Consider the following 15,022-nt stretch of genomic DNA (forward strand, 5'->3'; position numbering starts at 1 on the left):
ATTTTTTATTCCTGTAAATACACCCGTTTCACGCGTTGCGAGATTCCTGTTAAAATCTCATAAGGAATAGTTTCAAGTAGCTGGGCCACCTTTGAAATGGAAATATTTGGCCCAAAAATTTCAACCTTGTCGCCCGGATTAACTTCCAGGTTGGTAATGTCGAGCATCAGCATGTCCATGCAGATATTTCCGATTATTCTTGCTTCTTGTCCGTTAACAAAAGCACTGCCTAGACCGTTGCCCAGTCGGCGGTTTATGCCATCAGCATAACCCATTGGAACGACGGCTACCCGGCTTTGTTGCTTAATTTTCCCATTTCGGTTGTACCCAACAGTTTCGTTTGTGTTTACGGTTTTAACCTGCGAAACAGTGGTTTTCAGGGTACTGATTTGCTGTAACGCTAATCCGGTTTGTGAAATGCCGTAAAGGCCAATTCCCAGTCGTACCATATTCATTTGATGCTGTGGGAAACGTTCAATACCGGCTGAGTTTAAAATGTGCTTGTCGATTTTGTATGGAAAACTATTCTCAATTAAGGCTGATAAATCTGCAAATCGTTTGAACTGTTCCTGGGTAAAATCATCAAGTTCCGGTTCGTCACTTCCGGCAAGGTGTGAGAAAACAGAACTGACTTTTAGGTGCTTATTGTTTTTAATAAATGTAATTACTTCTTCAACTTCTTTTTCCGTTTTCAGACCGAGACGGTTCATGCCTGTGTCGATTTTTATGTGAATGGGGAAGTTGCTTAAACCAAATTCTTCCAAAGCCTTTACAAACTCTTGTAATAATTGGAAGCTGTAGATATTTGGTTCCAGGTTAAAATCAATAATATTCTGAAAACTGTCGTGTTCGGGATTCATTACCACAATTGGAATTGTGATGCCTGCATTTCGCAGTTGAACACCTTCGTCGGCAACAGCCACAGCCAGGTAATCTACATTTTGGTGCTGCAAAAGCTGCGCAATTTCCACATCGCCGCTGCCATACGAAAAAGCTTTTACCATTACCATTATTTTGGTTTCTGCACGCAATAACTTTCTGAAAGTGTTAAGATTATGCACCAACGCATTCAGGTTTATTTCAAGCACCGTTTGATGTGCTTTCTGTTGAAGTAGCGCTGATATTTTCTCCAGCTCAAATTGTCGTGCACCTTTTAATAAAATTGCCGACGAGGAATAATTGCTTCGTACAAAGCGTTTTTCAAACTCACTGCGACCGGTATAAAACTCGCTTTCCAGCTGAAAGATATGCTGGTGTTGGTAAAGATCTTTTCCAATTCCGGTGAGTTTGTTAATTCCCCACACCTGTAAAAGCTGGTTTACCTTCGAATAAAGTTCTGTCGTTTCAATACCTGTTTGCTGAATATCAGATAAAATTACATGCTTAAACAAATGGCTTTTTGCTGCTTGTTGTTTTAGTACCGACAGCGCAATACTCAGCGAATTCAAATCCGAATTGTAATAGTCGTTAATCAGCAAACAATTGTTTATTCCCTGTTTAATTTCGAGGCGCATTGCCACCGGTTGCAGCTTACTGAATTGCGTTAGAAAATCTTTTGGATCTTTCTCCAATGCAATTAGCGTAGCAAAACAATGGCAGGCATTTTCAAGTGCCGAATCATCAGTGAATGGAATTGAAAATGAATAGTGATCATTTTTAAGAATTGCTTCAACTTCAGTACTAGCCGATTTTATTTTGCTTTTAAACTGAATAGCTGCGTTATTGTTCTCCAACGTCCAGTTTATGGGATCAATATTATTTTGCGAACAAAACGCTGCGATGTTTTTTGAGTAGAAGCGATCAGACTGAAATACCAGTTTTTTTGCGCCTGCAAACAGTTTTAATTTCTCGAGTAGTTTCTCCTCCAGCGAGTGAAAATTTTCCTGGTGAGCATCACCAATGTTGGTCAATATTCCAATGTCAGGCCGAACGATTGGAGCCAGTTTTTGCATTTCACCGGGCTCCGAGATTCCTGATTCTAAAATTGCAAGATCGTATTGCTCATCAATTAACAATGTCGACAAGGGTACACCCACCTGTGAGTTGTAGCTTTTCGGGCTTCGTATAATCTTCAGTTCAGCCGCAAGCAGATCGTAGAGCCATTCTTTTATAATAGTTTTCCCATTGCTACCGGTAATTCCAATAACGGGCTGTGAAAACCGGCTGCGGTTATAAGCCGCGAGTTGCTGAAGTGCAAAAACCGTGTCCTTTACCAGGATGTAACCGGCTTTGTCGTCAATAAAATTTTTGTCGGAAACGATAAATAGCAGTACGCCTTTTTTACGAAGTTGGGCGATGTAATTATGTCCGTTAAAAACGGGACCAGACAAGGCAAAAAAAGCAACGTTCGTTCCGCCGAAAAAAGTCCGGCTGTCGGTAATAATTTCTGAAACAGTAAAATCCTGAAACGATGAGGAAGCGAAAAACTCACCATTTACTACGGCGCTTATTTGTTTAGCCGTCAGGTTGATCATTATTCCTTATGTGCTTTGTTGTAACAGCGTCGGCAGAGTGGTTCGTAAATATCTTTTTCGCCCAGCAGAACCACTTGCTCTTTTTCCGAAAGGCGATGAGAGAATTGTGCGATGCTTCCGCACCGAACACAAATAGCATGTACTTTGGTAATGTAATCGGCAACGGCCATCAGTCCTGGAATCGGACCAAAAGGTTCGCCTTTAAAATCCATGTCCAGACCGGCCACAATTACGCGAATACCCATATTGGCCAGCTGGGTTACTACATTTATCAGGCCCTTGTCAAAAAACTGGGCTTCGTCAATTCCAATTACATCAACATCTCCGGCCAGCAGTAAAATGTTCGCTGAGTTTTCAACCGGAGTTGAGTGGATTGCATTTTCATCGTGCGAAACCACCTCCGTTCCCGAGTAACGAACATCAACCATCGGCTTGAAAATCTCCACCTTTTGTTTGGCAATTTTAGCACGTTTCAGCCGCCTTATCAATTCTTCCGTCTTTCCCGAAAACATCGATCCGGCGACAACTTCAATGGTGCCAACTTTTTTATGGCTGTTTATATCTCTTTCAATAAACATTTAACGTTACTCTTTTTGGTAATACTATTACAGGGTATTTTTATTTACTACTTTTACAAAAATAAAATTTACAGGCTTGTTTGGGCACTGTAAAGCTCGATTAATTTACCAACATCGCGTTAAAAGCTTGGATGAATGGACAATAATAAGTTATTTAAATTTCTGCTAAAAGATATTTCGGAGATAGAAGAATTGTTTGCAGAAAAAGGTGCCGAAGGATTCGATGAACTGGAAATCGAATTTATCCGCACACGTTTCAATGGAGCAAAACACATTATTCAGCTGTTAGGCGGAAAAGATGTACCGTCGCAAAAAACGATAGTAACAGGTCCTGCTGCAACGAAAGTTGTGACAGAGGCAGAAACTGTGAACGCCAATAATTCAGTACAGTCACAAGCTCGGCTCTCCGAGGAAGAAAAGGAGAGTTTAGCTGCTTTGTCGGACTTTGAAGAGGAGTTAAAGCAGGAAGAAAGTAAGCCGGAAACAGTAGTACAAGAAGAGGAAATTAATTCGCCAGAAGCAGAACCTGAAGAGGACGAACAAAAATCAGTTGAAGAAGAGGAAACGGTTGTAGCTGAAGAAGTGGAAGAGCAGGAAAGTGTTACTACTGAAGTTGAAGAAGAAACTTCGGAGGAAGAAACAATAGCTGAGGAAATAGCTGAAGAGCCTGTAAGCGAAAAAGAGCCGCATCAGAAAAACGAGCCGGAAGATGAGCCCGAACCTGTTGTGATTAGTAACAGAATTGGCGACCGTGTTATTTCCGAAAAATCGGTTAACGATTTGCTTAGCGGAAATGGTGATAAAAAGCTGGAATATAAAATATCAAACAGTCCGGTAAAAAGTATACAGGCTGCTATCGGTATAAACGACCGCTACCAATATATTCGGGAGCTGTTTAGCGGCAACGCCGAAACCTTTGCAAAAACGGTTGTTGATCTCGATAATTTGGGTAATATTCAGGAGGCAGTGGCTTATCTGCAGGAGAACTTTAAATGGAAAAAGAACGAAACCAGCCTGAAATTTGTAAACCTTGTAAAGCGCCGGTTCCCCAATGGATAACGAAGCAAAATTAATACTCGTTCCAACGCCCATTGGAAATCTGCAGGATATCACGCTGCGGGCAGTTGAAGTTTTAAAAGCCGCCGATATTATTTTGGCGGAAGATACACGTGTGTCGTCAAAACTTTTAAAACACCTTGAGATAGATAAGAAACTGGTTGCACATCATAAGTTTAACGAACATAAAACCACGGGGGCAATCGTTTCAAAAATTGAGCAGGGAAATACGGTCGCGCTAATTTCGGATGCCGGTACACCTGCCATCTCGGATCCCGGTTTTTTATTGGTACGGGCTTGCGTGGAGAAAAACGTGAAAGTGGAATGTTTACCCGGAGCAACGGCATTAATTCCGGCTTTGGCGGTTTCGGGTTTGCCAACCGATAAATTTGTTTTCGAAGGATTTTTGCCTCAGAAAAAAGGCCGTCAAACTCGTTTGAAAATTCTGGCCGAAGAGCCGCGGACCATTGTTCTTTACGAATCGCCTTACCGGTTGGTAAAAGCGCTTGGGCAGTTTGCCGAATTTTTTGGCCCCGAACGAAAAGCCTGCGTCTGCCGCGAGCTAAGTAAAATGTTCGAGGAAGTGAACCGTGGGACTGTAACTGAGCTGCAAGAATACTACACGGAGCATCCTCCCAAAGGCGAAATAGTGATTGTTGTTGAAGGGAAACAAAATTGACAAATCCTTCACATAAATTACCTTGAACAATAGCGATGAGGAAAAAATACACGCATCTTTTTTTTGACCTTGACAATACTTTGTGGGATTTTAAAACCAACTCCAGATGTGCTATGCTGAAGACTTATGAGTTGCTTAAGTTGGATAAGGGTAGCGTGAAATTTGATGTGTTTTTTGATGAGTACTGTCGTAATAATGATGAACTTTGGTTGGCTTATCGCAGAAAAGAGGTAACAAAAAAGGAACTTACCCGGCAGCGTTTCCAGTTGACTTTCGATTCATTAGATATAGATACGATTGATGCGTTAGTGATGAACGACATGTATTTAAAGGAAATGCCCAAACACTCGCATCTGATTGACGGAGCAAGGGAAGTTCTTGATTATGCAAGGTCAAAAGGCTATCGTTTATTTATAATAACCAATGGTTTTAAAGAGGTTCAGCACGAGAAGTTAAAACAAGCAGGACTTCAAAACTATTTCGAAAAAGTATTTATTTCAGAAGAAATAAAAATACCAAAACCCGGTCGGGGAATATTTGAACACGCAATTAAATCATCCAATGCCAAAAAGAAAAACAGTTTAATGATTGGCGATGATTGGGAAGTTGATATATGCGGAGCGGCTAACTTTGGTATTAATGCTGTTTATTTTAATCGTTTACAACAGCCATTAAATAATTTGACTGGTGATGTTACAATTATCGGTTCACTGAAGGAATTATTTTTGGTAGTGTAATCCTGCTTCTCCTTTCCCTCAACAACTTATGTTTTCTGTTTGATCAATCTCTGCTGTCGAGAATATGGTAGATTAGCAAAATCACTTCATTATTGATCATTCATCATTTCTCCTTTTCTTGATAATAATACTCTGTTTTATTCTAAAAGGTATTATTTGTTGGTGAATTATGGAAATATGACAGTATTGGCTGTGTTTTCTGTGAAAATATGTCAGGCAAAATGGTTTTCTGTTAACATTAATTTAATGTGATGCAGTATGTATATGTAGTTTTTACAAAAAGCTAGAAATGAATGATTTGAGCTTTGCAGTTTTTTATTTTCTGTCAAATTGTTGTTATTAATTGTGTCAAAAAGAAATAAAACAAGCCAAAAAGAGGCCTTGTGTATGCCGGAAAGGAATAAAAAATAGATATTTGAGTGATTTAAATTAAGAGTTGGAAGTGAAAGTTTTCTGTTGATTTAAAATTTCACAGGAACAAATTTGGGGGAATTTGATTTTCATTTTCAAAAACGAAAAATATCAAAACGCTGTTTAATTAATGCTTAAAATGTTTTTATCAGGGGAGGTTACATCCTATACACTTAACGAAAGAAAAATTATTTCAATTACGCACGGGCTAAATGGTAGACCCTTTAGCCTGTGTGGTATTGAAGTAGTATTCAAAGAGTTTCAAATCTAGTTTTTAATATTAATCTAAAATTGTTTTCTATGAAAAAAATCGCGCTTATTATGTCATTTCTGGTTTTGCTGGGAGTGACGGTGGTAAATGCTCAGACCAAGATCGTTACCGGTACGGTTACATCCAGCGAGGATAACCTGCCAATTCCGGGAGTTTCTGTTTCTGTGGCAGGGACAACCCTTGGTACCGTAACTGATATTGACGGAGTTTTTAATTTGAAAGTTCCGCAAGATGGAAAGGCTTTGGTAGCCAGTTTTGTGGGGATGAAAACACAGACCGTTGAATTGGGCGAAGGATCGGACTATACAATCGTAATGGAGCCCGACCTTGTAGGTATCGACGAAGTAGTAGTTACCGCCCTTGGTATTACCCGCGAAAAGAAATCGTTGGGTTATTCATCGCAATCGCTTACCGGCGACGATGTGGCAGCAGTAAAAGATGCAAACATTGTTAACTCGCTTTCGGGTAAAGTTGCCGGTGTGCAGGTTACCGGATCGCCTGGTAGTGTTGGTGGTTCATCGCGTATTATTATTCGTGGTGTGAACTCAATTTCGGGTAACAACCAGCCATTGTTCATTGTGGATGGCACTCCGATTGATAACTCGAACTTTAACTCTACCAATACGCAGTCGGGAGATGGTGGTATCGACTTTGGTAACGCTTCAGCCGATATCAACCCTGAAGATATTGAGTCGATGACCGTGTTAAAAGGTGCGAACGCTGCTGCACTTTATGGCTCGCGTGCGGCCAACGGTGTAATTCTTATTACGACCAAAAAAGGTACTAAACGTAAAGGTATTGGTGTTTCTATCACTTCGGGTGTAAATGTGTCAACCGTTGCTTTGTTGCCCGATTATCAAAATGAATATGGTGGTGGTTACAAACAGACATTTGATATTTATGAGCCAACCGGTGAGCCCATTGTAAACTATGCAGCCGACGAAAGTTGGGGGCCACGCATGGACGGTCAGTTGGTACGTCAGTGGTACAGCTGGTATCCGGATGATCCAAACTACGGAAAAATGACTCCGTTTGTGGCCCATCCTGATAACATTAAAGACTTTTACGAAACAGGTGTTACAACAAACAATAACATTGCCTTAGAAGGAGGTGGCGATGGAACACTTTTCCGTTTGTCGTTTACCGACTTCCGTCAATCAGGTACTTTGCCAACTTCTGAATTGAAAAAGAATACTATTTCCTTTAATGGAAGCTCAAAATTAACTGATAAGTTAACAGCTTCGGCAAGTGTAAACTATGTTTCCTTAACCAACGAAGGTATTCCTGGACAAGGATATGGTAACAATGCAGGTAACGTAGTTACCAGTTTTAACCAGTGGTTTCAGCGTCAATTGGATATGGATAATCTGAAAAACTATAAAACTGCTGACGGTATTGACCGCACATGGAACATTAGCTCTCCAACAAATCTTCGTCCTTTATACTGGGAAAACCCATACTGGGTATTGAATGAGAGTCCTGCACAAATGGAAAGACAACGTGTGTTTGGTAACGTGTCGTTAAAATACGATGTGCTTCCCGGGTTGTCAGTTCAGGGATGGGCGCGTACCGATTTCTATACCGATCGTCGTCAGGAAAGAATTGCTTCAGGTTCTATTCCACAGGCATGGTATAAAGAAGAAGTTCGCCAGCTTGAAGATAATAACTACGAGTTTTTGGCAACTTATACAAAAGAAATTGGTTCGGATATCACACTGGATGCCAACCTGGGTGCCAACAAGCGTATTCGCATGTATTACAACAATACTGCCAGTACTAATGGTGGTTTAAGTGTGCCTAACTTCTTTAATGTTGATGCATCCATCGACCGTCCTTCTATAACTGATTACAAATCGAAAAAAGTTGTAAACTCGGTATACGGAAGTGCAACAATTGGTTATAAAAACATGCTATATGTTGATCTGTCGTTACGTAACGACTGGTCTTCAACACTGCCTGATGGAGACAATTCCTATTTGTATCCTTCGGTAACCGGTACATTCCTTTTCTCAGAACTAATCGAAGACAAATCTATCCTTTCGTTAGGAAAAGTTAGAGCAAGTTGGTCGCAGGTGGGTAACGATACCGATCCTTACCAATTGGCCGTAACTTATGGTTCGGCTAATAACTACGGAAGTTATCCTGCATATGCAGTACCTAACAATTTAAATAACGCTGCTCTTAAACCAGAGACTATTACAACTACCGAGTTTGGTGTTGAAATGGCTTTCTTTAACAGCCGTTTAGGTTTAGATGTAACTTACTACGATATTCAGTCGGAAGACCAGATTCTTGACCTTGATGTAGCAAGTACTTCAGGATATAACTCAACAGTTGTAAATGCCGGATTAATGACCAATAAAGGTTGGGAAGTTATGCTGAACGGTCGTGCAATCGACAAAGAATTTACATGGGATATTGTTGCCAACTGGGCAAAAAATACCAACAAGGTTGAAGAGTTGGCTGCAGGACTTGATAATTATCAGTTAGCTGCATGGGGACCTTCTATTAACGCTCGAGTAGGAGAAACTTACGGTACATGGATTACCGATGGTTTTGTTTACGACGATGAAACCGGCCAACGTATCGTTGACGAAGACGGGTACTATAAGAGAGCTACTAACCAAACTTATGGTTCGTACTTACCAGATTGGACCGGTGGTGTTACCAATACATTTACTTACAAAGGTGTAATGTTAAGTGCTTTGATTGATTTCCAGAAAGGTGGTCAGTTGTACTCGGTAACTAACCGTTACGGAAACTACTCTGGTTTGTTGGCCGAAACTGCCGGACTGAACGCTAAAGGAAATCCACAAAGGGATCCTGTAAGCGAAGGTGGTGGTTACCTTGCTGTTGGTGTGAAAGAAGATGGAACACCTAACGATGTTTATATTGAATCGGTTGATTACTGGCAGCATCTAAGAACCAGAAGAGAGTATTACTTACACGATGCAAGTTTTATCAAACTGCGCGAAGTTAAAGTTGGTTATACTTTGCCAAGTAAATTATTCGCAAACAGCTTTATTAGCGGAATTAGCGTATCACTAGTAGGTCGTAACCTGGCGATACTTCATAAAAATGCTCCGAACATCGATCCGGAAGCTGCTTACGGTTCGGGTAACATCCAGGGTTTTGAAAATGGTCAGCACCCAAGTACCCGCACTATGGGGTTCAGTGTAAATGTTAAATTGTAAAAGTTAATAAGAAGATATTATGAAGAGATATATAATGAGATCAGTTTTAGCCCTGCTTTTTGTTAGCTTGATGGTGGGGTGTACCAAAGATTTCGAAGAGATCAACACCGATCCGAACAAAGTAACAAGTGTGCCAACGGCATACCTTATGACTCAGGCGCAGCGTCAAATTCTGTCGCAACGTTTTAATACTACCTGTTTGCTGTATTCGCAGCTGTGGTCTGAAACACAGTATACCAATACTTCGCGTTACGAAACAGCAGAAGCCAGCTTTAATGCTTATTACTACAGCCCTTTGGCTGATTTGCAGAAGATTATTGAGTTAAATACAGATGAGGCTACCATGAATGATGCTGCTGCATCAGGAGCCAATGCCAACCAGCTTGCCGTTGCTCGTATTCTTAAAGTGTACACTTTTCAGTTGATAACCGATATGTGGGGAGAAATTCCTTACAGCGATGCCTTAAAAGGTGCCGAAGCATTTCAGCCGGTTTACGACACGCAGGATGCAATTTATGCCAGTTTTGTTACTGAATTGACTGAAGCTGCGGCTCAGATTAATGAAAGCGCAGCCGGTATGGAAGGCGATATCATTTTTGGTGGAGATATGGCTGCCTGGAAGAAATTTGCTAATTCGTTAAAAGCACGTGTGGGAATTCGTATGACAGAGGTGGATGCCACTGCAGCACAAAGTGCAGTAACATCTGGTTTGGCTGGTGGTTTTGAAAGCAACGACGATAATGCTTTGTATACTTATCTGGCAGATGCTGCAAACTGGAATCCATACTACGACCATTACCTGGAAAGAACTGACTATGCTATTAGCGAAACTTTAGCCGATTATATGGCGGCACTAAACGATCCTCGTTTACCTGTTTATGCCGATGAAGCTCCCGAAACAGGAACGATTGTAGGTATGCCTTATGGTTTGTCTGCTGCAGATGCTGGAAGTATAACCAATGCGCAAATCTCGTTCCCTGGTATTGCTGTTCGTAGTGCTGATAGTCCCGGTATTTTAATGACATACTCAGAGTTATTGTTTATCAAAGCAGAAGCTGCTGCGAGAGGTTGGATCACTGATGATGCGGCCGAAGTTTATGAAGATGCAATTACTGCCAGTATGGAATTCTGGGGTGTAGAAACGGCTGACATCGATACTTATCTGGCACAGCCAGAAGTAGCTTACGACGGTACAAACTACAAAAAGTCGATTGGTGAACAAAAATGGGTTAGTCTATATATGGATGGCTCAGAAGCATGGTCGGAGTGGAGACGTTTGGATTATCCTGAATTGACTCCTGCGCCTGCTGCTGCTGAAGGCAGAGACATTCCCCGTCGTCGTGCATATACGCAAAACGAGTACGACCTGAACGAAGAAAATGTAAAAGCAGCTGTTGCTCGTCAGGGAGAAGATGTTATGGAAACCCGCATTTGGTGGGATCAATAATATTTAAGATACTTATTGACCCTGTTGAGGGACTTTAGGTTATTAATTAAAGAGCGGCCGGTAAGTTTTCTTACCGGCTTTTCTTTTGTTTTATTGGGTATATGACAAAAATCATGTATTTGGAAAAAAGAACAAAAGTTAGGATTAGTGCTTTGTAAAATACAGATATACAATTATATGGTGTGTTTTGTGTGTATTGTGTCTAGGTTGTTTTACTTCTTGGTTATTATCTATTTGTTAGATAATGTGAAAAAAAACTAACACTTTCTTTAAAAAATCAAATCTTCTTTTAATATTTGTAAATACCAAAAATAGAACAACAAATTCTATTTTAAGAGAGGTAATGCTGAGTATAAGGATTTGGGGGAATCCTTTCAGGTTTACAATATTAAATGCTGTTTAATTATTACTTAAAAATGTTTCTATGAAGGGGGGTATCATTCATTTGATCTTAAATCAAAATTTTAGATTTCTTATAAATCGGTATAGTAGCTAACTGCCGATAAGTATGCTGCATTAATGTTTCTAGTGTATGGAGACGAATAATGTATAAGGATTGGTTCGTGAATTTTGCTAATTGTTAAAAAAATTAACAATTAATAATTGTTTCAGGAATAGGCAAAGAATCTTAAATACTATAGAAGAGAATTCTTTTTTATCATATTAAAATTTTTCTGGATGGAAGGGAATAGGGAAAATAACCTTTTAAAAATCTTAATTGCAATAAATAAAACAATATTGAAAATATTTAAAAGATATGACCGGGAGGTGCTCACTCTACATTTACTCACAATTACCCTTCGTAGAATCTTAAATCCTCCCGGTTTTTCTCGAATTTGAATAAAAATGCTTAAAACAATTTTTATAGCGCTTTAATTAATAACTTAAAATTATTTCTATGAAAAAAATTGCGATTTTTTTATCGATTCTCCTTTTCATGGGTAATTTGGTTGCCTTTGCTCAAACGAAGACTTTAACCGGTACGGTTACTTCGTCTGACGATGAAATGCCAATACCCGGGGTGTCGGTTGCGGTGAAAGGAACTACGCTTGGTACTGTCACCAACATTGACGGTGTTTATGAACTTAAAGCACCGGAAGATGCCAAAACTTTAATATTAAGTTTTGTTGGTATGAAAACGCAGGAAGTTGTTATCGGTTCTTCTACATCAATTGATGTAGTTATGGAGCCTGATGTACTTGGTTTGGACGAGGTTGTAGTTACTGCACTCGGTCAATCACGTGAAAAGAAAGGACTGGCCTATGCTGTTCAGGACGTGAAGGGCGAAGAACTGATAACTGCACGCGAAGCTAACGTGGTTAACTCATTGCAGGGTAAACTCTCTGGAGTTCAGATTACCAACTCTTCAGGTAACGTAGGTGCCGGTTCTCGTATCGTTGTACGTGGTATGAGTACTTTAACTGGTAATAACATGCCTTTGTTTGTTGTAGACGGAGTTCCGATTATAAACTCGTATTCTTCGGTTGGTGCTTATAGTGGTACCGACTACGGTAACTCTTCAGCAGATATTAACCCTGCAGATATCGAAACTATTTCGATTCTTAAAGGAGCGAACGCCGCTGCGCTTTATGGTTCACGTGCGGTAAACGGTGTTGTGCTTATCACTACCAAAAACGGAAAATCAGGTAAAAAAGGTTTAGGAGTTTCTATTCAGCAGAACATGATGTGGTCGAACCCACTGAAATTACCTAACTTCCAGGATCTTTACGGTCAGGGGTACGATGGCGAGTTCGAATATGTTGATGGTAACTGGGGTGGTGTAAATGATGGTATTGACGAATCTTGGGGACCACGTCTTGACGGTCGTTTGCTCCCTCAGTTCGATAGCCCATACGATCCTGTAACCGGCGTGCGCACACCAACTCCTTGGGTTGCACACCCTGACAACATTAAAAATCTTTTCGATACAGGTTTAAACAGTACAACTTCGGTTGCCGTTAACCGCATGGAAGACGGTTATAACTATCGTTTATCTATTTCTCGTCAGGATCAAACAGGTATGATTCCTAATACCGATCAAACTAAAAATACATTTACTTTGAATGGTGGTTTGAATGTTACTGACAAATTGAGAGTTAATGGATCTGCTTCATATGTACTTACAGAAAGTGACAACATTATGTCGTCAGGTTATACTTCAGCAGGTATTTTCCAAAGTACCATGCAGTGGTTCGGACGTCAGGTTGATACTGAATACCTGAAAGAGCACTGGCAGGAAATAGATCCTGTTTCTGGACGTAATGTAAACTGGAACCACAGTTATCACGATAACCCATACTGGACTTTGAATAAAAACACTAACTCGTTGAATCGCGAGCGTTTCATGGGTAATGTTAATGTTGCATACGACATTAACGAGTGGATGCAGTTCCGAGCAATGGTAGGTACCGATGCTTACTCGCAGCGTATTAAAGAAGTACGTGCAAAAGATTCTCACGATTGGATGGACGGACGTTTTGATAATTACGAATCATTCCGAAGAGAGACTACTGCCAATGCTGTTTTGACTTTCGACAAAACTATTGGTGATTTTGATATTCTTGGTACAGCTGGTACAGAATACAACCACTACGAATATCGTATTGACGAATCACATGTTTCAAGTTTGATCATTCCTGATCTTTATGCGGTAAGTAATGCTGCTTCTCCTGCAACTACCGGAATGAGTGAAACAAATTATGAACTTCAGAGTGTTTTTGGAAGCTTAAACGTGGGGTATAAAGATATGCTTTATCTTGATTTAACTGCACGTAATGATTGGTCTTCGACATTACCTATTGATAATAATTCATACTTCTATCCATCTGCATCTCTTGGATTCATCTTCACAGAAGCTTTAGGAATTGAATCAAATATTCTTTCATATGGTAAGTTAAGAGCCAGTTATGCACAGGTTGGAGGTAGCGCAAATGCTTATTCATTGATGGGTACATATAATGCGTCAGATCCGTTTGATGGTCAGCCTTCATTAAGTTACACCAATACTTTGGCTCCATCCGGATTGAAACCTCAATCGAAAAACTCAACAGAGTTTGGTGCTGAACTGAAATTCTTCAATAACCGTTTTAGTATTGATGCAACGTATTATAACGAAACGACTGAAAATCAGATTATGAATATCGCTATCTCGAATACTACCGGATTTGGTACAAAAACGATTAACGCCGGTGAGATTCAAAACAAAGGGGTAGAGCTTACGATTAGTGCAACTCCGGTAATGACCAAAGATTTCTCTTGGGACATCACCGCTAACTGGGCAACCAACCAAAACCTTGTAAAAGAACTTACAGGTGATTTGGAATACATTAATCTGTATAACGGATCATGGGGTATGACAGTACGCGCACGCGTTGGAGAAGAGTATGGCCAGATGTGGGGATACGACATTGTTCGTGAGCACGAGACAGAAATCCTTGATTCAAATGGTGATGTAGCTTACATTAAATACAGTGGAAAGCCAGTTGTTGGTACTAACGGACGTTATATTCGTTCTCCACAACAAACCGAAATTGGTAATGTTACACCTGACTGGTATGGTGGTGTAAACAATGCATTCCGTTACAAAAACTTTAACGCAAGCTTCCTTATCGACTTCCGTTGGGGAGGAGATCAATTCTCAGTTACTGACTGGTTTGGTAGTTATTCGGGTGTGATGGCCAATACGGCTGCAATTAACGACAATGGAATGAACGTACGTGATGCAATTGCTGATGGTGGTGGTGTTAAAGCCGATGCTGTTTACGGTAAATTGGTCGACGGACATGTTGTATTGACTGATGCTTCAGGTAACGAATCTGCAACGCCGGTTCCTAACGGAACTTATGTTGCTGCTCAAACTTTCTTCGAAAATGATTACTGGGGAAAACCGAGTCTATCGATCTACGATGCAGGTTTCGTGAAATTACGTGAAATAATTGTTGGATACACGTTCAACGATATTCCTTACCTGAGTGAAATAGGTGTAAGGGATGTAAATCTTTCGTTTGTTGGTCGTAATCTTTGGATTATCCATGACAACATGCCTCATGTTGATCCAGAGAACGGGATCAGTGCCGGTAATACTTCAGTAGGTATGAACTCTACTCCGATACCATCGGCACGGACTCTTGGTTTCGACTTGAAAATAAACTTTTAATAAGGATGGTTTAACTTAA

Annotated in this window: 8 protein-coding genes; 6 read left to right on the plus strand and 2 right to left on the minus strand. The window is 40.3% G+C overall.

The window, feature by feature from the left end:
• Window positions 1-5: 5 nt before the first annotated feature.
• Window positions 6-2,474 (minus strand): bifunctional UDP-N-acetylmuramoyl-tripeptide:D-alanyl-D-alanine ligase/alanine racemase, encoded by a 2,469-nt coding sequence (locus LH29_RS17770; RefSeq protein ID WP_045032378.1) that lies wholly within the window; start codon window positions 2,472-2,474, stop codon window positions 6-8.
• Window positions 2,474-3,052: a thymidine kinase gene (locus LH29_RS17775; protein WP_045032380.1), complete on the minus strand. Its 579-nt coding sequence runs from the start codon at window positions 3,050-3,052 to the stop codon at window positions 2,474-2,476. The genes LH29_RS17770 and LH29_RS17775 overlap by 1 nt, the downstream gene beginning before the upstream one ends.
• 135 nt (window positions 3,053-3,187) lie before the next feature.
• Here LH29_RS17775 and LH29_RS17780 point away from each other — a divergent pair, with 135 nt between their 5' ends.
• From LH29_RS17780 to LH29_RS17805, 6 genes are all read left to right on the plus strand, one after another.
• Window positions 3,188-4,111 carry a hypothetical protein gene (locus tag LH29_RS17780; protein ID WP_045032381.1) on the plus strand — a complete coding sequence of 308 codons (924 nt, stop codon included), beginning with the start codon at window positions 3,188-3,190 and terminating at the stop codon, window positions 4,109-4,111.
• A complete protein-coding gene (gene rsmI / locus LH29_RS17785; protein ID WP_045032383.1) occupies window positions 4,104-4,787 on the plus strand; it encodes a 16S rRNA (cytidine(1402)-2'-O)-methyltransferase in 684 nt (227 codons plus the stop codon). The genes LH29_RS17780 and rsmI overlap by 8 nt, the downstream gene beginning before the upstream one ends.
• 35 nt (window positions 4,788-4,822) lie before the next feature.
• Entirely contained in the window at window positions 4,823-5,524 is a 702-nt protein-coding gene (locus LH29_RS17790) for a YjjG family noncanonical pyrimidine nucleotidase (RefSeq protein WP_045032384.1), read from the plus strand.
• Between the two features lie 711 nt (window positions 5,525-6,235).
• Window positions 6,236-9,400, plus strand: a complete 3,165-nt coding sequence (locus tag LH29_RS17795) for a SusC/RagA family TonB-linked outer membrane protein (protein WP_045032386.1) — start codon at window positions 6,236-6,238, stop codon at window positions 9,398-9,400.
• 19 nt (window positions 9,401-9,419) lie between these two features.
• Entirely contained in the window at window positions 9,420-10,847 is a 1,428-nt protein-coding gene (locus LH29_RS17800; RefSeq protein WP_045032388.1) for a SusD/RagB family nutrient-binding outer membrane lipoprotein, read from the plus strand.
• 898 nt (window positions 10,848-11,745) lie between these two features.
• Complete coding sequence (locus LH29_RS17805; protein WP_045032390.1) at window positions 11,746-15,003, plus strand: SusC/RagA family TonB-linked outer membrane protein; 3,258 nt, start codon at window positions 11,746-11,748, stop codon at window positions 15,001-15,003.
• The last annotated feature ends 19 nt before the right edge of the window (window positions 15,004-15,022 follow it).

It is taken from the genome of Draconibacterium sediminis, assembly GCF_000949475.1.
Classification (GTDB): Bacteria; Bacteroidota; Bacteroidia; order Bacteroidales; family Prolixibacteraceae; genus Draconibacterium; species Draconibacterium sediminis.

Bases quoted from the DNA above. Each gene is read 5' to 3' on its own strand.
- LH29_RS17770 (WP_045032378.1), bottom strand. From the start codon at position 2,474: ATGATCAACCTGACGGCTAAACAAATAAGCGCCGTAGTAAATGGTGAG.
- LH29_RS17775 (WP_045032380.1), bottom strand. From the start codon at position 3,052: ATGTTTATTGAAAGAGATATAAACAGCCATAAAAAAGTTGGCACCATT.
- LH29_RS17780 (WP_045032381.1), top strand. From the start codon at position 3,188: ATGGACAATAATAAGTTATTTAAATTTCTGCTAAAAGATATTTCGGAG.
- rsmI (WP_045032383.1), top strand. From the start codon at position 4,104: ATGGATAACGAAGCAAAATTAATACTCGTTCCAACGCCCATTGGAAAT.
- LH29_RS17790 (WP_045032384.1), top strand. From the start codon at position 4,823: ATGAGGAAAAAATACACGCATCTTTTTTTTGACCTTGACAATACTTTG.
- LH29_RS17795 (WP_045032386.1), top strand. From the start codon at position 6,236: ATGAAAAAAATCGCGCTTATTATGTCATTTCTGGTTTTGCTGGGAGTG.
- LH29_RS17800 (WP_045032388.1), top strand. From the start codon at position 9,420: ATGAAGAGATATATAATGAGATCAGTTTTAGCCCTGCTTTTTGTTAGC.
- LH29_RS17805 (WP_045032390.1), top strand. From the start codon at position 11,746: ATGAAAAAAATTGCGATTTTTTTATCGATTCTCCTTTTCATGGGTAAT.